We start from the raw sequence: 23,888 nt of genomic DNA on the forward strand, positions 1-23,888 counted from the left end.
GCGCGGGCCCGCCGCCCGGAGGCGGCGGGCCCGCGAGGGTCAGTGGAAGAAGTGCCGCGCCCCGGTGAAGTACATCGTCACCCCGGCCGCCCTGGCCGCGGCGATGACCTCCTCGTCCCTGACGGAGCCGCCCGGCTGGACGACGGCGCGGACGCCGGCGTCGATGAGGATCTGCAGGCCGTCGGCGAACGGGAAGAAGGCGTCGGAGGCGGCGACGGCGCCCCGGGAACGCTCGGGCGCGCCGCCCACGGCAGAACCAGCATCGGTGCCGGACGCGCCGCCCGCAGACTCGACGTCGGACGTGACCTCGATGCCGAGCGTGTTGGCGCGCTCGACCGCGAGGCGGCACGAGTCGACGCGGTTGACCTGGCCCATGCCGATGCCCACCGAGGCGCCGTCCTTCGCGACGAGGATGGCGTTGGACTTGGCCGCGCGGGAGGCCCTCCACGCGAACGCGAGGTCCGCGAGGGTCGCCTCGTCGGCGGCCTCGCCCGCGGCGAGGGTCCAGTTCGCGGGGGCGTCGCCGTCGGCGTCGAGCGTGTCCGAGACCTGGACGAGCACGCCGCCGGAGATCTGGCGGATCTCGGTCGGGTAGCGGCCGTAGCCCTCGGGGAGGGCGAGGAGGCGGATGTTCTTCTTCTTCGAGAGGATCTCGACGGCCTCGGGCTCGAAGTCGGGCGCGATGACGACCTCGGTGAAGATCCCGGCCACGGTCTCGGCCATGCCCTTGGTCACGGTCCGGTTGGCCGCGATGACGCCGCCGAACGCCGAGACCGGGTCGCATGCGTGCGCCTTGGCGTGGGCGTCGGCGATCGGGTCCGCGGCGCCCGGGGAGGCGACGGCGATGCCGCACGGGTTGGCGTGCTTGATGATCGCGACGGCGGGCTCGTCGAAGTCGAACGCGGCGCGCAGGGCGGCATCGGCGTCGACGTAGTTGTTGTAGCTCATGGCCTTGCCGTGGAGCTGGTCCGCCTGGGCGATGCCGGCCGGGGCGGCCTTGTCGACGTAGAGGGCGGCCTGCTGGTGCGGGTTCTCGCCGTAGCGCAGCACCTCGGAGCGCTCGAGCGCGAGGCCCGAGTAGGCGGGCCAGCTGAAACTGCCCGCGGCCGCGTCGTCGTGGTCCTCGTCCTCGAACTGGCTCGCCGTCCACGTCGCCACCGCGGTGTCGTACGCGGCGGTGTGCGCGAAGGCCTTGGCCGCGAGCCGGCGGCGAGCGGCGAGGTCGAAGCCGCCGGCAAGGGCCGCGGAGACGACGTCGCCGTAGGCGCCCGGGTCGACGACGATCGCGACGGCGGCGTGGTTCTTCGCCGCCGAGCGCACCATCGCGGGGCCCCCGATGTCGATCTGCTCGACGACGTCGTCGAGGCCCGCGCCGGAGCGGACCGTCTCGACGAACGGGTAGAGGTTCACGACGACGAGGTCGAACGGCTCGATCTCCATCGCCGCGAGCGTGTCCATGTGCGCCGGCACGCGGCGGTCGGCGAGGATGCCGCCGTGCACGCGCGGGTGCAGGGTCTTGACCCGGCCGTCGAGCATCTCGGGCGAGCCGGTGACCTCCTCGACCTCCTGCACGGGGACGCCGGCGGCGGCGATCTTCTTCGCCGTCGAGCCCGTCGACACGATCCTCACGCCCGCCTCGTGGAGGCCGAGGGCGAGTTCCTCGAGGCCGGTCTTGTCGTAGACCGAGATGAGGGCTCGGCGGATCGGGACGCGGTCCAGCTGGACGGATCGCTCAGCAGTGCCGGCGGTCTCAGGGCTCACAGAACACTCCAGGTGAGTAGAGAAAAGGGGGTGGGTCCGGGCCAGTCTATCGCCTAGGCTGGGGGCGGAACGGGCCGCGAAGGCCAGAGCACCGCCGAGGAGATAGCCATGGGATTCACGCTCAGCCACGCCGTCCTGCGCCTCGCGACCGGGGCCTACATCCTCAACTCGGGGGTGTCCAAGCTCCAGCTCGATGCGGAGGGCGCCGCGGCCCTGCAGGACATGACGGCCAACGCGATCCCGCAGGCCAAGCAGCTGCCGCCGGAGACGTTCGGCAAGGCCGTCGCGGCGACCGAGATCGGCCTCGGAGCCGCGCTCCTGGCCCCCTTCGTCCCGACGAAGCTCGCGGCCCTGGGGCTCTCGGCCTTTGCGGGGGGCCTGCTCGCCGTGTACGCGAAGACCCCGGGGGCCACGAAGGCCGACGGCATCCGGCCCACGAGCTCCGGCACGGTGATGGCCAAGGACGTCTGGCTCGGGGCGATCGGCCTGGCGCTCCTCCTCGACCGCAGGCACCGCAAGCACAGCGGCCCGGGCAAGCCCAAGAAGTCCTAGCCCGAACCCGCCCCGCCGGGCGGCGGGTCTAGAGTCTTTCCCATGAGCACCTCGACCGCGCTGCCGGCCGGCGACGCCATTGTGCAGAACCTCCCCTGGCGCTGGGGCGTCCAGGGCCGGATCTTCCTCATCGGCGGCCTCGGCTTCATGTTCGACGCGTGGGACGTGACGCTCAACGGCGTCCTCATCCCGCTCCTGTCGGCGCACTGGGGGCTCGAGCCCGCGCAGGCCGCGTGGATCGGCACGTCGAACCTCATCGGCATGGCCGTCGGGGCGTTCACGTGGGGCACGATCGCAGACCGGATCGGCCGCAAGGTGGCCTTCACCTCAACCCTGCTCGTGTTCTCGGTGTTCACCGTCGCGGGGGCCGTGAGCCCGGACATCGTCTGGTTCTGCGTGTTCCGCTTCCTCGCCGGCTTCGGCCTCGGCGGCTGCGTGCCCGTGGACTACGCGCTCGTCGGCGAGTTCACGCCGCGGCGGCAGCGTGGGCGCGTGCTCACGGCGATGGACGGCTGGTGGCCCGTCGGCGCGGCCCTGTGCGGCTTCGTCTCGGCCTGGCTCGTCGGGGCGTTCGCCGACTGGCGGCTGCCTCTGCTGGTCATGGTGCTCCCTGCCCTGCTCGTCTTCTGGGTGCGCCGGGGCGTTCCCGAGTCCCCCCTGTTCCTCATCCACCGTGGCCGGTCCGGGCAGGCCCGTGCGGTCATCGACGAGCTCGTGCGCCGGACGGGTGCCGAGGCCGTCCCCTACCGCCTGCCCGCCGCGCACGACGCCGCGCCGCTCTCCGCCGGCAGCTGGGGCTCCCAGCTCGCGCGCGTGTGGCGATTCGACTGGAAGATCACGGGCGTCGCATGGGCGCTGTTCTTCAGCATCCTCATGGTCTACTACCTCGCCCTGACGTGGATGCCGCGGATCCTCATCGGCGCCGGCTTCGCCGAGTACCTCGCGTTCCTCACGACGGCGGGCATGGCCGCCGTCGGCCTGCTCGGCGTCGTCGTGGCCGCCCTGCTCGTCGAACGCCTCGGGCGCAAGGCCGTCCTGGCCGTCTCCGGCCCGTTGTCGGCCCTGAGCCTCGTCGTCGTCGCCTGGGTCGTGGACGTGCCGTCGGCGGCACTGGCCTCGCTGCTCGTGTACGGCTTCCTCGTCCAGGTCGCCATCCCCGTCCTGTACGCGTACGTCTCGGAGCTGTACCCCACCGAGCTGCGCGGCTCGGGGTTCGGCTGGGCCTCGACATTCTCGCGGATCGGCGCCGGCTTCGGTCCCCTCGTGTTCGCGACGTGGCTGTGGCCGAACCTCGGCCTGGCGGCGTCCTTCGCCGTCGCCGCGGCACTCGTGGTGCTCGCCGTCGTCTGGATGGGCGCCTCGGCGCCCGAGACGAGACAGCGCTCGCTCGATTAGCAGCGCTGTTTGGCCCGCCCGCCCCGGGGTAGTGCCACAATGACGGTCCAGAACGAGGCCGTCGGCAGGGCGACGCCCATCAGCGGACGCCGCAACCCGTCTGCCGAAGCAAGCGCCAACCCTCAGGAGCAACGCATGGCTACTGTGCATGAAACCATCGATGTCGCCGTCCCGGTCTCCACGGCGTACAACCAGTGGACCCAGTTCGAGACCTTCCCCGAGTTCATGGGCGGTGTCGAGTCAGTCGTCCAGCAGGACGACACGCATCTGCACTGGACCACGAAGGTCGCGGGCCAGAAGCGCGAGTTCGACACCGTCATCACCGAGCAGCACCCCGACGAGCGCATCGCATGGAAGAGCCTCGAGGGCGTCGAGCTCGCCGGTGTCGTGACCTTCGACCGGCTCAGCGATATGGAGTCCCGCGTGTCCGTCGACTTCCAGTGGGACCCGGACACGGCCGCGGAGAAGATCGGAGCCGCGTTCGGCGCGGACAGTGCTCAGGTGAAGTCTGACCTGAGGAAGTTCAAGGAGTTCGTCGAGTCCCACGGGGCGACGGGCGCTTGGCGCGGGGAGATCGACACCCCGCCGCCGACCGGCTCGACCTTCTAAAGGCTCACCGCCGGTGCCGCGGAAGGCGCACGACGGCGCGTGCCCGCCCGGGTGCGCGCCGTCGTCGTGCGCGGGGCACCCGCAAGGCCGTGCACCCGAAACGCCGAAACCGCGGCGAGATACGTACCCGAGACGCCGACGGGCGTCGAGATACGTACCCGAGACGGTCAGGGGGCGGCGACCTGTCCCGCGGCGAGGCGGCGCAGGACGTCGATGAGCAGGCGCCGCTCGACGACCTTGATCCGCTCGTGCAGGGACTCCTCGTCCTCGCCGTCCGCGATGGCGACGGCCTCCTGGGCGATGATGGGGCCCGTGTCGACGCCGGCGTCGGCCCAGTGCACGGTGCAGCCCGTGACCTTGACCCCGTAGGCGAGGGCGTCGCGGACGCCGTGCGCACCCGGGAACGCCGGCAGGAGGGCCGGGTGCGTGTTGAGGTACCTGCCGCCGAAGCGGTCGATGAAGTCGGAGCTCACGATCCGCATGAACCCCGAGGAGACGACGACGTCCGGCGCGTACTCCGCGACGCGCTCGGCGAGCGCCGCGTCCCACTCGGACCGGGTGGGGAACGAGTTGAAGTTCACGACGAAGGTCTCGAGGCCGGCCTCGGCCGCGCGCTCGACCCCGTAGGTCCCCTCGCGGTCCGCGCCGACGGCGGCGATCTCCACCCCGGCCAGCTCCCCCGACGTGACGGCGTCGATGACCGCCTGGAGGTTGGAACCGGTGCCGGAGACGAGGACCACGATGCGCATGGACCCACCTTACCGGGGCCCGGATGCCGCCTCAGCGTGCTCCCGGGCGCGGGGCTGCGGGCCCGCGTAGGCTGGGGCGCATGACCGACGAGGACCCCGCCCTGGACCGCACCAAGCTCCTCTTCCGCGTCGCCGCGGTGGGTCTCGTGCTCGCGTGGCTCGTGGCCTCCCGCGGCGTCGCGTGGGCGTGGGCCGCCGGGCTCCTCGCGCTCGGGGGGCTCGTGCTCGGCGTCGTCGTCCTCGTGCGGGTGGCCCGCTTCCGGCAGCCGCGCCTGCTGTCCGTGGGCGCCGTCTCGGGGATGGCAGTGGGGTTCATCCTCGTGCTGTACGCCGCGGCTGCGATCGTCTTCGCGCCGCAGGTGGCGGCGTACGAGGAGTGCGCACGGCACGCGATCACCGACACGGCGAAGGGGCAGTGCCAGGCCGAGCTCCAGGACGCGATTCTGGGCGGGTAGCGCCGCGCTCCCTGCGCCCAGCGCCCTCCCTGCGCTCCGTGCGCAGCTCAGTGCGCTCCGCGCTCTGTCCGGCGGTGCTCGATCCACGGCCCGAGCGCGTAGCCGATGCAGGCCCCGACGGCGGCCTCCGCGCCGACCCACACGAGCATCCAGAGGGGGTCCACGCCGAGCTCGGTGAACCGGCCCAGCGCCGCGGAGCCGCCCGTGACCCACGCGAGCCCGGCGGCGAGCGCACCCGCGGCGGCGCCGACGAGGGCGCCGAGGAAGATCGCCGAGACGGGCGCCGTGAACCAACGGGCCCGGACCTTGATCGAGAGCCACTCGTCGAAGTGGTCCTCCCCCTCGCGCACGAACCACCAGCCGCCCATCGTGCCCGCGAGGACGGGCAGCGCGAGCGCCGCGGGGCCCAGGAGCAGCTCGCCCGTCGGGACCGAGGCGAGCACGGGAATCGGCGGGAGCGGGCCCACGGCCGTGACGAGGGACCCCGCCGTCGAGCCCACGCCGAGCGTCACGCCCGCGCCGGAGGCCCAGCCAAGCGTCCACACGAGCAGGTTGGGCGCGTAGCCGAGCTGGGCGACGGTGAGCGCGGCCCCGCCGACGGCGCCGGCCTCGAGCGCCTCGTAGACCGTGACGATCTGGGCCCAGTGCACGGCGAGGTCGGCGACGAGGAGCGCGCCGGAGAGCGCGAGGGCGCACATGAGCGCGACGAAGCCCGCGCGGAGCACGGCCCACAGGTAGCTCCCCGTCCAGCGCGAGTACTGGCCCGTGCGCGCGATCCAGTCGACGGCGTCGACCCCGATGAGCCGGGTCCAGGCCCCCGCCTCGCGGCGCGCCCCGACCACGAGGCCGAGTCCCACGGGGACGAGCGGGATGAGCGAGCCAGCGGTGATGCCGACGCCCACCTCGGCGGTCCGGCAGACGAAGGCGGTGGCGAAGCCGAAGGCGGCGTAGACCCCGCACGCGCCCAGAAGCGACTGCCACAGGTTGTCCGCGTAGGAGGCACGGGCGAGGCGGCGGCCGGCCCGCCACGAGAGCAGGAACGGGATGAGCGTGAGCCCGAGGGGAATGAAGGAGAGCGCCCCGGTCGGGGCGCTGCCGCCATCTGCGCCGCCACCGGCTGCGCCATCCGCCGTCGTCAGGTCCAGCGGAACCCCGTGGACGAGGAGCCACGCCTGGCCGCCGAGCCGCGCGACCGCCTCCGGGTCCCAGGGCCCGAGCCCACCCGTGGCCCACACCGCGACGACCGGGACGAGGGCCAGCAGGGCGGAGATCAGGACGGCCTGGACGGACTCGACCGCGCCCTGCAGCCACAGCGGCATGGGCAGGCCGCGGAGGCCTGACTGGTCGGCGCGGAGTTTCATCGCCCTCCACTGTGCCACGGACGGCCTATCGCGGGACTCAGGCGCACCGGGCCGCGGGCGCACGACGGCGACCACTCGCCGTCGTGCGCCCGGCCTCGGTGCGAGGCTCAGCTCAGCCGGAGCCGGTCCTCGGCGCTGAACGGGCGGATCTCGTCGGTGCGGCCGTCGCGGAGCTTCGCGACCCAGGCCGGGTCGCTCAGCAGCACCCGGCCGGCGGCGACGAGGTCGAACTCGCCGCGCCCGAACTGCTCGAGCAGCCTCTCGAGCCCACGCACCCCGGAGCGGCCGCCCTCCTGCCAGGAGACCTCGAAGGCGTTGTCGAGGCCGACGGAGCCGACCGTGATGACGGGCAGGCCCGTGAGCTTCTTGGTCCAGCCGGCCAGGCCGAGGTGCGCGTCCGCGGTTCCTCCGGCCGCCCCGGACCCGGGGAACGCCGGGTCCCAGTGGCGGCGCGTGGAGGGGTGGAAGGCGCTCACGCCGGCGCGGGCCAGCGCGCCCAGGATCGTGCCGAGCTCCTCGGGGGTCTCGGCGATGCGGGCGCCGTAGTCGCCGGACTTCCACTGCGAGAAGCGGAAGATCACCGGGAAGTCGGGGCCGACGGCGGCGCGCACCGCCTCGACCACCTCCACCGGGAAGCGCAGCCGCGCCTCGAGCGAGCCGCCGTAGGCGTCCTCGCGGCGGTTGGTGCCCTCCCAGAGGAACTGGTCGATGAGGTAGCCGTGCGCGCCGTGGAGCTCGACGGCGTCGAACCCGGCCTCCTTGGCGGCGGCCGCGCCGCGGGCGAAGTCGTCACGAATGCGCGCGAGCTCCTCGACGGTCGCGGCCCGGCCGCGCGCCACCCCGTTCGGGGCCAGGCCCGAGGGGCTCAGGGTGGGCAGGTCCGGGTTGAGCTCCGTGTGGTCCCCGCGGGCGGCGCCGAGGTGCCACAGCTGCGGGGCGATCTTCCCGCCCGCGGCGTGCACGGCGTCGACGAGGCGCTTCCACGCCGCGAGCGGCTCGTCGCCGAAGAGGCGGGGCACGCGGGTGCTCGGGCCGGAGTCCTCGGAGACGTAGACCCCCTCCGTGATGAGGAGGCCGACGCCGGCGGCGCCGCGCCGCGCGTAGTAGGAGACGACGTCGTCCGTCACCACCCCGTCGGGCGAGAACTCGCGCGTCATGGGGGCCATCACGAACCGGCTCGCGAGCCGGACAGGGCCGAGGTCGAACGGGGTGAAGAGCGCGGAGAGGGCGGCGGGAGCGGCCTGCGCGGGGGCGTTCTCGATCGTCATGGTCACGGCAACCAGCCCACACCCGCGGCGCATTCCCGCGGCAGGGCCACTGTGACGCAGCCCACTACCGGACGTAGAATTAACGCGTTGATGCTGCGGCCTCCACCGGCCCCACGGTTCGAGCCCCGGGCCGGCGCGCATGCGACACCAGCGCCCGCGCGGCGCCTGCCGGGCGGGCAGTCCAAGGGTCGGAGGAGACATGACCACTGCCGCTCCGCATGCACATGGCATTCACTTCGGACGCAGGGATGTCCAGAACGTCGCCATGGGTGCCGGGGCCATCGTGTTGCTCGTCGGCATCCTCGGGTTCATCCCCGGGATCACGACGAACTACGGGGAACTGCTGTTCCTCGGGCCCGACTCGCACGCCATGTTCCTGGGCCTGTTCCAGGTCTCTATGCTGCTGAACATCGTGCAGCTGGTCATCGGCGCTGTGGGTCTGACGATGGCGCGCACCTGGACCGGAGCCCGCAGCTTCCTGCTGTGGTTCGGCGTCCTGTACGTCGTCTTCGGCATCTACGGATTCGCCGTCGGCACCGCCAGCCCGGCGAACATCCTCTCCTTCAACATCCCCGACAACTGGGCGCACGCCGTGCTCGGCCTCGCCATGATGGCCTGCAGCTGGCTGTTCACCCGGCATCTCGCGGCTGACGAGGCAGGAGGAACAGGAGGCACGGAAGAAATGCGACGCGGCTGACCAGGCCGCACAGGACGACGGCGCGGGCCGACTCGGCGGGGCCCGCGCCGCCCCATGTCTGCCCCACCCCGTCTCCCCGCCCCCTCTCCCCCGCCCCGCCTTCCCCGCCCCTCGTGGATGCGCCCTCCCGTTCATCTAGGCTTCCCCGACATGTCACGCCCCCTCTGCCAGCCGGTCAGGCGGCGGCGGGACCGTGGACAGCGTGAGGGTTGCGATTGTCGCAGAGTCTTTCCTGCCGCAGATGAACGGGGTCACCCACTCGATCCTGCGGGTTCTGGACCACCTGCAGGAGCGCGGCGACGACGTGCTCGTCCTGGCCCCCTCCGGCGAGGGCGCGAGCGCGGTCTTCCCGCTCCCCGAGAACGTCTCCGGCGCCCGCGTCGTGCGCCTGCCCGCGCTGCCCGTGGCCGGCTACCCGAACGTGCGGGTCGCGTTCGGCATGGTCCCCAAGGTCAAGCGCATGCTCCGGGCGTTCGCGCCCGACGTCGTGCACCTCGCCTCGCCGTTCGAGCTCGGCTGGCGCGGCGTGCGCGCCGCCCACCAGCTCGGCCTCCCGACCGTCGCCGTCTACCAGACCGAGGTCCCCGGGTACGCCGCGCGATACGGTGTGCCGTTCCTCGAGAACTGGGCGTGGCAGCGGGTCGAGGCCATCCACCTCCTCGCGGACCGCACCCTCGCGCCGTCGACCTTCGCCCTCAACCAGCTGCGCGGCCGCGGGATCCTCGACGTCGAGCTCTGGCGGCGCGGCGTGGACACCGTGCGCTTCCACCCCGCGAAGCGCGACGCCGCGTGGCGGGCTACCGTCGGCGGGCTCCGCGAGGACGGCAGGCCGGTGAAGATCATCGGCTACGTCGGTCGGCTCGCCGCCGAGAAGCAGGTCGAGGACCTGCGCGCCCTCGCCGACCTGCCCGGGACGCGGCTCGTCGTCGTCGGCGACGGCCCCCTGCGCCCGCAGCTCGAGGCGCAGCTGCCGCACGCCCACTTCACCGGGTTCCAGGGCGGCGAGGAGCTGGCCCGGATCGTGGCGAGCTTCGACCTGTTCGTGCACCCCGGAGAGTTCGAGACGTTCTGCCAGACCATCCAGGAGGCCATGGCCTCCGGCGTGCCCGTCGTCGCGACCGGCCGCGGCGGTCCCCTCGACCTCGTCGAGAACTCCAAGACCGGGTGGCTCTACTCGCCCGGGGACCTGAAGCAGATGCGCTCCTACGCCGTGGACCTGCTCGGCGACGACGCCAAGCGGGCAGCCTTCGCCGAGGCCGCACATCGCAGCGTGCAGGGGCGGTCGTGGCGGTCCATCAGCCAGCAGCTCATCACCCACTACGAGGACGTCATCGCCAGGAGGCCCGCGGCGGTCGCCGGCTAAATGAACGCGAAAGGAACCCCCATGAAGATCTCGGTCATCGGCTGCGGCTACCTCGGCGCCGTGCACGCCGCCACGCTCGCCTCGATGGGCCACGATGTCGTGGGCATCGACACAGACGCGGACAAGGTCGGGCACCTCTCGCGCGGATTCGCGCCGTTCTTCGAGCCCGGGCTCGAGGAGCTGCTCGCCGAGGGCCGCGAATCGGGCCGGCTCGTCTTCGGCACGGACATGGGCCTCGTGGCCGAGGCGGACGTGCACTTCCTCTGCGTCGGGACGCCGCAGGCCAAGACGAGCGACATGGCGGACCTGAGCTACCTCGAGTCCGCGACGCGCGCGGTGGCGGCGCGCGCGAAGGCGGGCTCGGTCGTCGTCGGCAAGTCCACGGTGCCGGTGGGCACGGTGGCGCGCGTGCGCGAGTGGCTCGGCGGGGACGAGGTGGCGCTCGCGTGGAACCCCGAGTTCCTGCGGCAGGGCACCGCGGTGAAGGACTCGCTCGTTCCCGATCGGCTCGTGTACGGCGTCGAGGGGACGGACGACGGCGACTCCGGGTCCGCAGCGCAGGACACGGTCCGGACGCTCGACGAGGTCTACGCTCCCCTCCTGCACGCCGGAGTGCCGCGGATCGTGTGCAACTTCGCGACGGCCGAGCTGATCAAATCGGCCTCGAACGCGTACCTGGCCACGAAGCTCTCCTACATCAACGCGATGGCCGAGCTGTGCGATGCCGCGGGGGCCGACGTCACGCAGCTTGCCGCCGCGATGGGCCTCGATCCGCGGATCGGGCAGCGGTACCTCGCGGCTGGGCTCGGGTTCGGCGGCGGCTGCCTGCCCAAGGACATCCGCTCGTTCCGGGCGCAGGCGCGGGAGCTCGGCGTCGACTCCGTGGACGCGTGGATGGGGCTCGTGGACTCCGTCAACGTGGGCCAGCGCGGGCGCGTGGCCGCGATGGCGGCGGAGCTGTGCGGCGGGGACGTGGCGGGGCGCCGCGTCGCGGTGCTCGGTGCGGCCTTCAAGCCGGACACCGACGATATCCGCGACTCCCCCGCCCTCGACGTCGCGACGCGGCTCGCGGGCGCTGGGGCGCACGTCATCGTGACGGACCCGAAGGCGATCAACCACGCGTGGATGCGGTTCCCGCAACTGCAGTTCGAATACTCCGTGCCCGCCGCTGTCGGCGGCGCGGAGCTGGTGCTGCTGCTGACCGAGTGGCCCGAGTTCCGTGGGCTCGACCCGCACGAGCTCGCGCGGATGGTCCAGCGGCCCGTGATCATCGACGCGCGCAACGTGCTCGACGCCGGCGCCTGGCGGGCGGCCGGATGGACCGTGCGAGGCCTGGGCACGGGCGAGGCGGCGCGGGCGAGCAGGGCAGACTCCCGCCTCGCCTGATCTGCCTCCGCCCCCGATGCGGGGTCACCTCCCAGCGTTGCGGGGTCACCTCCCTGCGTTGCGGGGTCATGTCCCAACGTTGCGGGGTCACCTCCCTGCGTTGCGGGGTCACCTCCCTGCGTTGCGGGGTCACCTCCCTGCGTTGCGGGGTCGATCACGAATTGGGGCCACCAGCGCCTTCCCGTAACCCTGTGGATAACCCACGACGAACTCCGTCATGTCCTTGTAGACTCACCGAAAGCTCACGTCGCCGACTTGGCGGCACACCAACGACCTCGGGGGATGTCAATGGCGCCTCGTCGCTCGCTCCTGTCCATCCTCGCTCTGGCGTCGGCGCTCGCCCTCTCGGCATGCGGCGGAAACGCCCAGCCAAGTGCCCCTGGAACGCCGATCGCGACCGAGACGGCGAGCCCGACTCCCACGGTCGACACGCGTCCGACTCCTGCCAACTCGACCGGTCCGGGCCGGAACATCCCCAAGCCGGAATTGCCTGAGGCAGCGAAGCAGAACACCAAGGAAGGCTTCGAGGCGTTTACACAATATTGGTTCGACACCGCCGCATATTCTCTGGCCACAGGCGACAAGACGGCCCTTGAAGCGATCTCTGCTGACGACTGTAAACTCTGCAACGGCTATATTGCCGACGTCGCCAGCGGCGGCTGGACGGTTGGAATAACTTGGACAACCTCGGGATTCGTTTCCGATCTGACTTTGGACCCCCTTGGTCAGGCCGTTGGTTACTTCATGCTCGATGAATCTCCCTCGCAGTGGTACGACGCGACGGGTAAACTCACTAATGACCGCTCGGGCGTCAGCAACGGACGTCCCAAGGCGATATATGCCTCGTTCATCGACGGCGCGTGGATGGCTCGGCAACTGGGGCAGGCGTGAATTATCTGGCTGGGATCGTTGTCCTAGTTATCGGACTATCTCCACTGGACCAAAGCGATCCCGCGCCGACTCGTAATGACTCATACTTTGATCAGGAAACAGTAGTTCTCAATGGTACGCTCGACGGAACACTACTATTTGAGTTTCCGAAAGTAGAGGGAGTGGAGGATGTCTTCATCTACTCTTACAAGCCTCTCTGTTCCGCGGAAGACACTGGCGCAGAGTTAGACGTCTGCCGAGGCTTGGCACGTGAATGCGATAGCCCGGGTGCACAGTCGGTGCTCTGGTCCCGCCTTGATAGACGCAATCCCAGCGCGGATTGGCAGCGACTTGAGCAAGATTGCCTCATCCCGGGCGAGACACCAGATCGTCCAGGAGACGTCGTTGTCGCGGTCACTGAGAAGCAGCTGCGGGAACTGCCCATCGCCGCGCCAATGCTGGGGTCCCAGCCCGGTCGGCACACGCTCAAGGGCGCCGAGACGAACATCTACGCCGAGCCCGCCGACCAGTCATTCACCATCGACATCCTCGGCCGTCGCGTCGACGTGCGAGTGAAGCCCAGCGAGTACCGCTGGGACTACGGCGACGGCACCTCGCTCATCACTGCGGCCCCCGGCGGTCCTATCCCCGAGAGCCGCTGGGGCGAGAAGACGGTTACGAGCCACGTCTACCGTCAGACCGGCGACTTCGCCGTGAATCTCACCACTGTTTTCACCGGCGAATTCTCGGTCGACGGCGGGCCCTACCAGCCCATCGTCGGCAACGCACCCATCCCTAGCGCACCCAGGACGCTCAGCGTCTGGCGTTCAGAGGTCAAGCTCTACGCCGACGACTGCAACGTCAACCCGCAGGGCGGCAGCTGCCAATAGCCCCTACGACTGGCCTCTAACGAGGACTGTCAGACCCCCATGGGACGATAAATCCATGACGGCCTTCCCCCTCCCCCGCGAGGACAGCACCGGAGAGCACTCCGACCTGCCCATCGTGGACACCACGGGGATGGTCTCAAGGATCGGCCCGGCCGCCATGGCCAGGGCGCACAACTACGCCCGTGGCGGCCATGTCCTCTCGTTTACCTACGACCCGGGAGCGGCGGAGATCGTCGGCTTCGTCCAGGGCGGCGACCCCGAGCCATACGAGGCCTGCGCCTACCTCAAGCGCACGCGGACAGGCTTCACCTATTCCGGCAGCTGGTGCACGTGCCCCATCGGCGCCGACTGCAAGCACGTCGGGGCCCTCGTCATCGCCTCCAACACCGCGAGCCTGCGGGGCATGGCCGCAGCGTCCGCGCCGGAGGCGCCCCCGGCCCCCGAGCCCGCCTGGAAGTCCGAGCTCCGCCGCATCATCGACCCAGGCGGTCGGCATGCCCGCTCCGGCCCGGCCCAGCGGCTGGGCCTGCAGTTCGAGCTCCGGGACCTCGACGCAGACCTCGGCAAGCGGTTCGGCAGGCCCCTCGCCGAGCGGTATCGGCAGGGCAGCAAGCTCGGCATGCGCCCCGTCGTGCACAACCCCTCCACGAACAACTGGATCAAGAGCAACCTCACCTGGACCACGTTCGGGCGCCAGGACCTCTACGGCGACTACCTCGAGCCGCACTTCGCGTGCTTCCGTGAGATCCAGGCCCTGCGCCTCGGCACGGAATCCGGGTACTGGAATGGCAACGACCCGTGGATGTACCTCGACGACTTCGCCAGCCCGCTCCTCTGGACCCTCCTCGACGCCGCCGGCCATCTCGGCGTCGAGTTCGTCGGCACCCGCAAGGGCATGGTCGTTGGATTCGGCGACGGCCCCGCGACGGTGACGCTCGAGGCGCTCCCCTCGGACGACGGCGGCCTCCGCCTCAAGCCGGTCCTCGCCATGGGCGGATCTCCGGTCGCGGCCACGGCGGCGGGCACGATCGGCGACCACGGCGCCTACGCCGTCGTGCGTGGCGGAGGCGACGACCACATCTTCCTCGCTCCGAGCGAGTCCCGGCTCGGCGGCCGCGAGCGCGCCCTGCTCGCGACCGCTGACGGGATCGAGATCCCCGCCGCGGACCGAGACGCCTTCATCGCCGAGTTCTACCCGGATCTGGCCCGCTCGGTGGTCCTCACCGCGGCCAACGACGCCGTGGACCTCCCGCCCATCGACCCGCCGCTGCTCGTGCTCACCGCGAGCTTCGAGCCCGACGACGTGCTGCGCCTCGCCTGGCACTGGGAGTACCGGACGGGCGACGCCGTACGGCGGCTCGCGCTCGTGGCGTCCCCGGACGACGGCGCCCGTCGGGACGAGCCCGCGGAGGAGGCGGCGGTCGGAAGGGTGCAAGGCGCGCTCGCGGACAGCCCTTTGCGCGGGAAGCCACTCGGCCCGGCGCGGCTCGAGGACCTCGACACGGCGGACTTCGCGGAGCGTGTCCTCCCTGCGCTGCGCAGGCTCGACGGCGTCGACGTGCGCGTCGAGGGCATCCAGCCCGACTACCGGAGGCTTGAGGGGTCGCCGCAACTCGTGGTCAGCACGGTCGAGAGCGAGAAGCGCGACTGGTTCGACCTCGGCCTGATGGTCCAGATCGCAGGCCGGTCGATCCCGTTCCAGGACATCTTCACGGCCCTCGCGCGCGGCCGCGACAAGGTCCTGATGCCGGACAAGACCTGGTTCCGCATCGACACCCCGGAGATCCAGCGGCTGCGCCGGCTCATCGACGAGTCCCACGAGCTGCGCGAGTGGCGGGCCGAGAGCACCTCGAAGAAGCCGCCGCGGCTGAGCCTCTATCAGGCCGGACTGTGGGACGAGATCGCGGAGCTCGCCGGCCAGACCGAGGAGGCACCCCGCTGGAAGCAGGCCGTCCAGGGCCTCCTGGACCCGCACGCCCTCGACCGCGTGCCCGTCCCCGCCAGCCTCAACGCCGAGCTGCGCCCCTACCAGGAGGAGGGCCTCCAGTGGCTCGCTTTCTTGCACCGGCACGGGCTCGGCGGGGTGCTTGCCGACGATATGGGCCTGGGCAAGACGCTGCAGACCCTCGCGCTGATCCTGCACGCGCGGGACGCCGACTCCGCGCATCCGAAAGCGCCGTTCCTCGTCGTCGCCCCGACCTCCGTCGTGCCCAACTGGGCTGCCGAGTGCGCGCGGTTCGCCCCGGAGCTGAGGACGGCCGCGCTCGCTGACACGCAGGCCAAGGCCGGGACCCCACTCGCGGAGACGGCCGCCGGGGCGGACATCGTCGTCACGAGCTACGCCCTCTTCCGCCTCGACTACGAGGCCTACGCGGACCTGGACTGGGCAGGGCTCATCATGGACGAGGCCCAATTCCTCAAGAACCGCGCCACCAAGGCGCACCAGTGCGCCCGCGACCTCGCCGCGCCCTTCAAGCTGGCCCTCACCGGCACGCCGCTCGAGAACAACCTCATGGAGCTCTGGAGCCTCTTCGCGATCGTCGCGCCGGGCCTCTTCCCTGCCGCGCACCACTTCGCCCAGGACTTCGCCAAGCCCATCGAGAAGAACGCCGACGCCAAGCGCCTCGCGAGGCTGCGACGGCGCGTCCGGCCGCTCATGCTGCGCCGCACCAAGGAGGCCGTCGCGACCGAGCTGCCGGAGAAGCTCGAGCAGCGCCTCGACGTCGACCTCGACCCCCGGCACCGCAAGCTCTACCAGCAGTACCTCCAGCGCGAGCGCGAGAAGGTCCTGGGCCTGGTCGAGGACCTCGACCGGAACCGCTTCATCGTCTTCCGCTCGCTCACGCTCCTGCGGCTCATGGCCCTGGATCCCGCCCTCGTCGACGAGGCGCACGACGGCGTGTCCCCGGCGAAGCTCGACGCGCTCCTCGAGCAGCTCGGCGACGTCGTCGCGGAAGGCCATCGGGCGCTCGTGTTCAGCCAGTTCACCTCCTTCCTCAAGAAGGCCGCGGCCCGGCTCGAGGCCGAGGGCATCGCCTACGAGTACCTCGACGGCACGACCCGGCGCCGCGGCGAGACCGTCGCCCGGTTCAAGGAGGGGCAGGCGCCCGTCTTCCTCATCTCGCTCAAGGCCGGCGGCTTCGGGCTCAACCTCACCGAGGCGGACTACTGCTTCCTCCTCGACCCGTGGTGGAACCCCACGGCCGAGGCCCAGGCCGTGGACCGCGCCCACCGCATCGGCCAGACCCGGCGCGTCATGACCTACCGGCTCGTCGCCAAGGGCACCATCGAGGAGAAGGTCATGGAGCTCAAGGAGAAGAAGGCCGCCCTCTTCGCCTCGGTCATGGACGACGACGCGATGTTCGCCTCGACCCTCACCGCCGACGACGTGCGCGGCCTGCTCGCGTAGGGAAACCCTCAGCGGCTGGCGGCGCCTTCACGCCAGCGGCCGGGGGCGCCGCGTTCGTGTGCGACGCCGCGGATCGCGCGCGGGCCCCGGGCACCTTGAAGTGCCTCCTTACGCCGCGAATCGATTACTCGCTCACGCCGCCGGGGCCGGTCCCTCCTGCCGCTCATCGCGAGCATGAAGGCCTGGGCCGAGGAGAACATGGAGGCCGTCGCCGACTCCCGGCTCGCCACCGACCGCACCCGCATGGCCGGCTCCGCCAACTGACGCAGGGAGAAGCCGACAGACAGGGCCGGCGCGGATGGGCACCGGTTTCGTTGTGAGACCGGTGCCTGGCTGCGAGACCGGGGTCTTTCCAACCTGTCTCGCAGGGACGGACCTGTCTCGGCCCGAGACAGGCCCCTTCCGTTGAGCGGCCGGGCGGCGACACCGCCGGACGGGCCGCCGCGGATGGGCGCCGGTTTCGTTGTGAGGCCGGCGCCTCGCTGCGAGACCGGGGTCTTTCCAACCTGTCTCGCGGCGACGGACCTGTCTCGGCCCGAGACAGGCCCCTTCCGCCCCTTCGGTTGGGCCGCCCGGCGGCCGGACCATCCCAAGCCCAAATTTCCGTAGAACGGAAATAATTTTCCCTATTGCAGACGGGATACCAAGCCTGTACATTTGGGATACCAGAGCGCGAGACGCGGGTCACAGTAGCCCGAGACTCGCACCACAGCGGCTCCCCCCGGGCCGCGCTGCTGAGCCTCACAGCGACAACAGGCAAACAGGCACAGCGGATCACCCGAGAATGGCCCAGTGGGCCGCGTTCCCCGATCCGAGAGAAGAACCCATGAACAGCACCACGGACATCGTCGTCCCGCCGCTGGACACCGCCGGAATCGCCGGCGGGCACGCGCCGTCGTCCCTCCCCGACGGTGTGAGCCCCCGCCTCTACAACAAGGACCTCGCCCCCACCCAGCGCGCCGGCCGCAAGTGGACCGCCTACAGCATCTTCACCCTGTGGGCCAACGACGTGCACAGCCTCGGCAACTACGCCTTCGCGATCGGCCTCTTCGCCCTCGGGCTCGGCGGCTGGCAGGTCCTCGCGGCGCTCGGCGTCGGCGCGGCCCTCCTGTTCGCCCTCCTGAACCTCTCGGGCTTCATGGGCCAGAAGACCGGCATCCCCTTCCCGGTCATGAGCCGCATCGCCTTCGGCATCCACGGCGCGCAGATCGCCGCGGTGCTCCGCGGCGGCGTCGCGATCGCCTGGTTCGGCATCCAGACCTACCTGGCCTCCGTCGTCCTGCGCGTCCTCATCCTCGCCCTCGCCCCGGGCCTCGCACCGCTCGACGAGGGCTCGATCCTCGGCCTCTCCCCGCTCGGCTGGGCGGCGTTCGTGGGCCTGTGGATCGTCCAGGTCGTCATCGTCTCCTACGGAATGGAGATGATCCGCAAGTACGAGGCCTTCGCCGGTCCCGTCATCCTCGTCACGATGCTCGCCCTCGCCGTCTGGATGTTCGCCCAGGCCGGCTTCGAGATCGCGTGGAGCACTGACAAGAGCCTCACCGGCGGGGACATGTGGCTCCAGATCCTCGGCGGCGGCGCCCTCTGGGTCTCGATCTACGCCACCTTCGTGCTGAACTTCTGCGACTTCACCCGCTCGGCCAAGTCCAAGGGCGCGATCGTCAAGGGCAACTTCTGGGGCATCCCGATCAACATGCTCCTCTTCGGCGCCATCACCGTGGTCCTCGCCGGCGCCCAGTTCAAGATCAACGGCCAGATCATCACGAGCCCCTCGGACATCGTCGCCGAGATCCCGAACACGCTCCTGCTCGCAGGCGCCTCGGCCGCGCTCCTGATCCTGACCATCGCCGTGAACCTCATGGCCAACTTCGTCGCCCCGACGTACGCCCTGACCAACCTCTTCCCGAAGCGGCTCGACTTCCGCAAGGCCGCGATCGTCTCGGCCGTGATCGGCCTCGTGATCCTGCCCTGGAACCTGTACAACAACCCGGTCGTGATCGTGTACTTCCTCGGCGGCCTCGGTGCCCTCCTCGGCCCGCTGTTCGGCGTCATCATGGCCGACTACTGGCTCATCCGCCGCGGCAAGGTCAACGTCCCGGCCCTCTACTCCGAGGACCGCGCCGGCGAGTTCCACTACACGAAGGGCGTCAACCCGCGCGCCGTCGCCGCGCTCATCCCCGCCGCGGCCGTCGCGATCGCGATCGCCTTCATCCCGGCGCTGGGCGCGCTGAGCTCCTTCTCGTGGTTCTTCGGCGCGGGCATCGCCGCCGTCAACTACTGGTTCATCGCCGACCGCCAGCGCACTTTCGCGGACGCCGACGGCGAGGCCATCGCCGTCCCGAGCGTGCACTAGCCGCCCACCCTTAAGCACGACGGCGGCGGGCCGGCTCACAGCCCCGGCCCGCCGCCGTCGTCCGCACCACTCCCCGCACGGCCGCCCGCCGCGCCAGAGCCCGAAGCAAGGAAGACCCATGCGCATCCTCGTCGCCAACGTCAACACGACCCAGTCCATGACCGACTCGATCGCCGAGGCAGCCCGCGCCGCCGCCTCGCCCGGGACCGAGATCGTGGGCATCACGCCGCACTTCGGCGCCGACTCGTGCGAGGGCAACTTCGAGTCCTACCTCGCCGCGATCGCCGTCATGGACGCCGTGACCCGGTACGAGGGCGAGTTCGACGCCGTCATCCAGGCCGGCTACGGCGAGCACGGCCGCGAGGGGCTCCAGGAGCTGCTCGACGTGCCGGTCGTGGACATCACCGAGGCGGCCGCCTCGACCGCGATGTACCTCGGGCACAAGTACTCGGTCGTCACGACCCTCGACCGGGCCGTGCCGCTCATCGAGGACCGGCTCAAGCTCGCCGGCCTCGACGCCCGGTGCGCCTCGGTCCGGGCCTCGGGGCTCGGCGTGCTCGAGCTCGAGGAAGACCCGGATCGGGCGGTCAAGGAGATCGTCTCGCAGGCGGAGATGGCCGTGGGCGACGACAAGGCCGAGGTGATCGTGCTCGGCTGCGGCGGGATGAGCGGGCTCGACGCGCAGATCCGCGAGTGCTGCGGCGTGCCGGTGGTCGACGGCGTCGCGGCGGCGGTCGCGGTGGCTGAGGGGCTCGTGCGGCTCGGGCTCTCGACGTCGAAGGTGCGCACGTACGCGCGGCCGCGGGAGAAGAAGGTCATCGGCTGGCCGCTCTCGGCGCGGTAGCCCTGCGCGGTTATCCGCGCGCTGCGCGGTTTGGCACCGGTCTCGCCACGAGGCCGGTGCCTTGCTGCGAGACCGCCGCGGAGCCGACCTGTCTCGCGGGGAAGGACCTGTGTCGGGCGGGACCGGTCCTTGCCGTTCTCTGGCAGCCCACAACCAGGTTTCTCCAAACGATGGACTGCGCCTTGGTTTCTCCAGTCGATGGATTTAGACTGGAGGCCTACCTGCGAGGTGCACCATGTGCGAAGTGCCCAAACGCCATGTCCTGGCCGCCATTCGCCCCGCGCGCGTCCTGATCGCCGCGGCGGGAATCGCCGCGATCGCCGCGGGCTGGTTCGTGCCCACGCTCCTCTCCGCAGTCCCGATCGGCGCCGGCGCGCTGGTCCTCCTCGCCGCGGCCCTGCCGGCGGTGCGGGACGTCGAGCTCGGCCTGCCCGGAGACATCCGGCTCTCGGCGGCCCTCGCCGGCCGGCAGACGGACATCGCCTCCGTGTTCGAGCAGCAGCGAGGCGACCTCCAGCTGTGCGCCCAGCTCCTGTGCGGCGATCCTGAGCAGGCGAAGGCCCTCCTCGAGGCCGCGTGGGCCCGCACCGCCGAGGTGTGGCGCGGCCCCGTCACCCCGCAGCTGCGCCTCTACACCCTGTGCGTCCTCGTGCACCTGCTCGACCGGCAGGACCGCTGGGGCCCGGCAAGGAAGCCCAAGCACCCCAAGACGCTCCTGGCCGCGCTCCCCGCCGGCGAGCGCATCGTCGTCGTGCTCCACGACTTCGCCTCCCTCACCATCGCCGAGATCGCCGGGCTCACGGAGAGCACGACGACGGCGGTCACCGAGCGCCTCGAGCGCGCCAACGAGAGGGCGCAGCTCGCGCTGGGGAGCGGGCAGCCGTGAACACCGACCTGCGCCAGCTGCTCTACGCCGAGGCAGTCGAGTTGGCCGAGCGGCACCCGGCGGACCTCGACCGGTCGGTGGCCCTCGGGCAGCAGCGGCTGCGCTCGCGCCTGTCCCTCGTCAGCGTCCTGACGGCCGTGCTGGTGCTCGCCGCGGCGGCCACGCTCGTCGTCGTGCGGCTCCTGGGCGCGGGCGAGGGCCCAGGGCCCGCGACGGTCGTCGGCGTCGCCGTCACCGCGCCCGGGCACGCGCTCGAGCTGGGCACCCGCGTGCAGGCCACGGCGACTGCCGCGCTGAGCGACGGCGGCTCGCGCGTCCTCGGGGGCGGGGTCGTGTGGGCGAGCGCGGACCCCGCCGTCGTCGCTGTCGACGGCGCCGGGCTCGTGACCGCCGTCGGCCCCGGCACCGCCGAGGTCACCGCCGCGTTCGGCGGGCACAGCGGATCGGCCGCGTTCGCCGTCGCCGGAGGGCCGACGCCGAGCCCGACGCCGCTGCCCCACATCGTCGCGCTGCGCGTCGACCCGGACTCCCTGACGGTCGAGGCGGGGACGACGGGCACGATCAACGCGCACTTCATCTACAGCGACGGCTCGTCGGCGGCGCCAGCGCACGCCGAGTGGTGGTCGTCGGACCCCACGGTCGCGACCGTGGCGGCGCAGCCGAACGGCGGGGCAACCGAGACCGCCATCGCCGCGGGGACCGCGAAGATCACGGCCCTCGCGAGGGACGAGGCGGGGACGGCCTTCACGGCGACCGCGACCGTCACCGTCAACCCGCCCGCCGTCGTGCGCATCACGATCTACCCGCCCGAGCTGCCGATCCTCTACGCCGGGGACAAGCCCGTCAAGCTCACCGCCACGGTCGTGTACCGGGACGGGACGAGCGGGGAGAGCGACCTCGTCGCCTGGGCATCGACGGACAACGGCATCGCGCACGTCGACAGCCGCGGCTACGTCTACCCCGAGGGCCACGGCACGGCAACGATCACCGCCGCGCTCGGGGACGTCACGAGCCCGCCGGTCACCGTCACCGTCAAGCAGATCTACTGACCTCGCACCCATCACCCACCGAATGAGAGGAACCAGCAATGACAACGACACCAGAACTCGTCGACGATCCGCACGGCGCCGTCTCCAACGAACCCGAGGCCCTCGGCGAGGAGACCGTCACCCAGCCGATGGCCGAGGAGCCGTCAACCGGCTCGAACGGCGAGGCCTCGGGGGATCTCGAGGACGACGGCGCCGAGCCGCTTCCCGGGGCCCGCCTGGCGGAGCTCGCCCCCGAGCCGTCGTGGGTCGTGCCCGAGCTCGACCTGCCGGACATCGGCGAGGCGTCCTTCGGCACCCCGGCGGCGCTGCCGGAGACGGTCCACGGGCCGGACGACCGGGTCCAGATCTCGCCCGCGAACACCTACCCGTGGCGCGTCCACGCCTCCCTCCTCATCACGGCCGCGGACAACTCGCTGTGGATCGGGACGGGCTGGTTCATCGGCCCGCACACGCTCATCACGGCCGGGCACGTCGTGTTCATCAAGAACAGCGGCGTGCCGGGCCGGGACGGGTGGGTCAAGAAGATCCAGGTGATGCCGGGCCGCGACGGCTCGTCCCTGCCCTACGGCTCGGTCACAAGCACGAGCTTCCGCTCGGTCAAGGGCTGGACCGTTTCCGGGAGCGAGAACTACGACTACGGCGCGATCATCATCCCGACCGAGCTCGGCACCTCGACCGGCTGGTTCGGCTATGGCGCGTACACCGACGCGGACCTGCTCAGCGTGACGGCGAACATCTCGGGCTACCCGGGCGACAAGCCGTCCGGGACGCAGTGGTACGCGGCCCGGAAGGTCGCGTCGGTGGGGCCGCGCAAGGTGCGGTACGACATCGACACGGCCGGCGGGCAGAGCGGCTCCGCCGTCTACCGGATCAAGTCCGGCGGGAGGTACGGCATCGCGGTCCACGCGTACGGCGGGGCGACGACGAACTCTGGCACGCGCATCACGGGCCCGGTGTTCGACAACTTCAAGGCGTGGAAGGCGTAGCGCACACTGGTCCCATGCCTGCCCTGCTCACCGGCCGGGTGACCGACGACGGCGGCGCCCCGCTCGCGCTGGCGAGTGTCGCCGTCGTGCGCGCCCCGGTCCCCATGCCGGACATTGCGGCCCTCACCGACGCCGATGGCCGCTTCACGCTCACCGCGCCCGCGCCCGGCGAGTACGAGGTGGGCGTGAGCGCGGACGGCTTCGAGCGCACGACGGCGGAGGTCACCGTCGGTGGCGACGGCGAGGCCGCGCTGGAAATCCGGCTGCGGCGCGCGTCCCCCGGCAGCTGACTTTCGCCGGCTCACCCGAGCCGCGTTCGCGATCGGCGCGGCCCGTTAGGCGCGGACGAGGGCCCGCAGCGCCTCGTCCCATGCGAAGCCGGCGCGGGGTGTCCTCGATGACCGCGCCGGCGCCAAAAGGGGTCTAAGGTCAGCGACCCCAGAACGGCATGATGATCACCAACAGCAGCAGCCATGTGAACACGATGGCCCTGCCGGACGGAAGCAGTGTCCTGTTCCGGGCCGCGCGCTCATTGATCTCCGCCAGATTCTTTTCGAAGTTGGCGCGCCGCTCGGGCGTCCAGTACTCCTCTTGCTCGGGGGTCATGCTGTCTCTCCTCTCATCGTGAACGTGTGCAACCATTCCGCGAGGCCCGCTGGCTGTGCCGCTGTGAAAGTCGTCGTCGTTCGGATTCGTTCAATGTCCCAAAGGGATTTCCATGCGGGCGCGGGCGCGGCGGGTGTCAGCAGCCCGAGCGCGGCGATCGCCGCGATGCGCGGGGGTGGGGCTCGAACGGACAGTCCAAGGCCACGTGAACACCTCATGATGAGGAAGAAGACCGCAAGGATGAACCACGCCCTGCGCCCCCTCACGCTGCTCCTTGTCTGCGCAGCCAGCATCTCCTCGACGGTAGTCGGGTAGCGCTTCATGGTCAGATGATCGCTCCTCCCACCGACAGTTCTCGGGCACGAGAAGGCACGCGGCCGAGTACCGGGTTCTTCCTTG

The 23,888-nt window shown here is 71.2% G+C and carries 22 protein-coding genes; 16 read left to right on the forward strand and 6 right to left on the reverse strand.

Annotated features, from left to right (window positions below):
- Positions 1-39: 39 nt before the first annotated feature.
- Entirely contained in the window at positions 40-1,761 is a 1,722-nt protein-coding gene (gene purH, locus BV907_RS14085) for a bifunctional phosphoribosylaminoimidazolecarboxamide formyltransferase/IMP cyclohydrolase (protein ID WP_077490371.1), read from the reverse strand.
- A 108-nt stretch (positions 1,762-1,869) separates the two neighbouring features.
- Between purH and BV907_RS14090 the strand changes: the two genes are divergently transcribed.
- The 3 genes from BV907_RS14090 (at position 1,870) to BV907_RS14100 (ending at position 4,317) form a co-directional block, all read left to right on the forward strand.
- Complete coding sequence (locus BV907_RS14090) at positions 1,870-2,313, forward strand: DoxX family protein (RefSeq protein ID WP_077490372.1); 444 nt, start codon at positions 1,870-1,872, stop codon at positions 2,311-2,313.
- A 42-nt stretch (positions 2,314-2,355) separates the two neighbouring features.
- Complete coding sequence (locus BV907_RS14095; protein ID WP_077490373.1) at positions 2,356-3,708, forward strand: MFS transporter; 1,353 nt, start codon at positions 2,356-2,358, stop codon at positions 3,706-3,708.
- Between the two features lie 135 nt (positions 3,709-3,843).
- Complete coding sequence (locus BV907_RS14100; protein ID WP_077490374.1) at positions 3,844-4,317, forward strand: SRPBCC family protein; 474 nt, start codon at positions 3,844-3,846, stop codon at positions 4,315-4,317.
- A 167-nt stretch (positions 4,318-4,484) separates the two neighbouring features.
- Here the strand turns inward: BV907_RS14100 and purN are convergent, their stop codons facing one another.
- Complete coding sequence (purN, locus tag BV907_RS14105) at positions 4,485-5,066, reverse strand: phosphoribosylglycinamide formyltransferase (protein WP_077490375.1); 582 nt, start codon at positions 5,064-5,066, stop codon at positions 4,485-4,487.
- Between the two features lie 80 nt (positions 5,067-5,146).
- Here purN and BV907_RS14110 point away from each other — a divergent pair, with 80 nt between their 5' ends.
- On the forward strand, positions 5,147-5,521 hold the full coding sequence (locus tag BV907_RS14110; RefSeq protein ID WP_077490376.1) for a hypothetical protein: 375 nt from the start codon (positions 5,147-5,149) through the stop codon (positions 5,519-5,521).
- Between the two features lie 47 nt (positions 5,522-5,568).
- On the opposite strand, the gene BV907_RS14115 is transcribed toward BV907_RS14110, so the two are convergent.
- Both BV907_RS14115 and BV907_RS14120 read right to left on the reverse strand, forming a co-directional pair.
- Positions 5,569-6,882, reverse strand: coding sequence for a cell division protein PerM (locus BV907_RS14115; RefSeq protein WP_077490377.1), 1,314 nt, complete (start codon positions 6,880-6,882; stop codon positions 5,569-5,571).
- A gap of 107 nt (positions 6,883-6,989) precedes the next feature.
- Positions 6,990-8,150, reverse strand: coding sequence for an NADH:flavin oxidoreductase (locus tag BV907_RS14120; protein WP_077490378.1), 1,161 nt, complete (start codon positions 8,148-8,150; stop codon positions 6,990-6,992).
- A 199-nt stretch (positions 8,151-8,349) separates the two neighbouring features.
- Here BV907_RS14120 and BV907_RS14125 point away from each other — a divergent pair, with 199 nt between their 5' ends.
- From BV907_RS14125 to BV907_RS14170, 12 genes are all read left to right on the forward strand, one after another.
- Positions 8,350-8,847: a DUF4383 domain-containing protein gene (locus BV907_RS14125; protein ID WP_077490379.1), complete on the forward strand. Its 498-nt coding sequence runs from the start codon at positions 8,350-8,352 to the stop codon at positions 8,845-8,847.
- 202 nt (positions 8,848-9,049) lie between these two features.
- Positions 9,050-10,210: a glycosyltransferase family 4 protein gene (locus tag BV907_RS14130; protein WP_077490471.1), complete on the forward strand. Its 1,161-nt coding sequence runs from the start codon at positions 9,050-9,052 to the stop codon at positions 10,208-10,210.
- Positions 10,211-10,231: 21 nt separating this feature from the next.
- Entirely contained in the window at positions 10,232-11,596 is a 1,365-nt protein-coding gene (locus BV907_RS14135) for a UDP-glucose dehydrogenase family protein (protein ID WP_077490380.1), read from the forward strand.
- 282 nt (positions 11,597-11,878) lie between these two features.
- Complete coding sequence (locus BV907_RS18450; RefSeq protein WP_175637467.1) at positions 11,879-12,487, forward strand: DUF6318 family protein; 609 nt, start codon at positions 11,879-11,881, stop codon at positions 12,485-12,487.
- Between the two features lie 434 nt (positions 12,488-12,921).
- Positions 12,922-13,356, forward strand: coding sequence for a PKD domain-containing protein (locus BV907_RS14140; protein ID WP_077490381.1), 435 nt, complete (start codon positions 12,922-12,924; stop codon positions 13,354-13,356).
- A 55-nt stretch (positions 13,357-13,411) separates the two neighbouring features.
- Entirely contained in the window at positions 13,412-16,765 is a 3,354-nt protein-coding gene (locus tag BV907_RS14145; protein WP_077490382.1) for a DEAD/DEAH box helicase, read from the forward strand.
- Between the two features lie 826 nt (positions 16,766-17,591).
- Entirely contained in the window at positions 17,592-19,118 is a 1,527-nt protein-coding gene (locus BV907_RS14150; protein WP_077490383.1) for an NCS1 family nucleobase:cation symporter-1, read from the forward strand.
- A 118-nt stretch (positions 19,119-19,236) separates the two neighbouring features.
- On the forward strand, positions 19,237-19,962 hold the full coding sequence (locus tag BV907_RS14155; RefSeq protein WP_077490384.1) for an aspartate/glutamate racemase family protein: 726 nt from the start codon (positions 19,237-19,239) through the stop codon (positions 19,960-19,962).
- A gap of 244 nt (positions 19,963-20,206) precedes the next feature.
- Complete coding sequence (locus BV907_RS18460; RefSeq protein ID WP_175637468.1) at positions 20,207-20,848, forward strand: sigma factor-like helix-turn-helix DNA-binding protein; 642 nt, start codon at positions 20,207-20,209, stop codon at positions 20,846-20,848.
- A complete protein-coding gene (locus BV907_RS14160; RefSeq protein WP_139346783.1) occupies positions 20,845-21,897 on the forward strand; it encodes an Ig-like domain-containing protein in 1,053 nt (350 codons plus the stop codon). Before BV907_RS18460 ends, BV907_RS14160 begins: the two co-directional genes overlap by 4 nt.
- A 38-nt stretch (positions 21,898-21,935) precedes the next feature.
- On the forward strand, positions 21,936-22,883 hold the full coding sequence (locus BV907_RS14165; RefSeq protein WP_077490386.1) for a trypsin-like serine peptidase: 948 nt from the start codon (positions 21,936-21,938) through the stop codon (positions 22,881-22,883).
- A 14-nt stretch (positions 22,884-22,897) separates the two neighbouring features.
- Positions 22,898-23,173 (forward strand): carboxypeptidase-like regulatory domain-containing protein, encoded by a 276-nt coding sequence (locus BV907_RS14170; RefSeq protein ID WP_077490387.1) that lies wholly within the window; start codon positions 22,898-22,900, stop codon positions 23,171-23,173.
- Between the two features lie 139 nt (positions 23,174-23,312).
- Here BV907_RS14170 and BV907_RS18920 read toward each other — a convergent pair whose 3' ends face one another.
- The gene (locus BV907_RS18920; RefSeq protein WP_175637469.1) at positions 23,313-23,489 is read right to left on the reverse strand and encodes a hypothetical protein; all 177 of its coding nucleotides are present in this window, start codon (positions 23,487-23,489) and stop codon (positions 23,313-23,315) included.
- Positions 23,486-23,812: a hypothetical protein gene (locus BV907_RS18465; RefSeq protein WP_139346784.1), complete on the reverse strand. Its 327-nt coding sequence runs from the start codon at positions 23,810-23,812 to the stop codon at positions 23,486-23,488. Before BV907_RS18465 ends, BV907_RS18920 begins: the two co-directional genes overlap by 4 nt.
- Positions 23,813-23,888 lie beyond the last annotated feature (76 nt).

Source organism: Sinomonas mesophila (assembly GCF_001999765.1).
Lineage (GTDB): Bacteria > Actinomycetota > Actinomycetes > Actinomycetales > Micrococcaceae > Sinomonas > Sinomonas mesophila.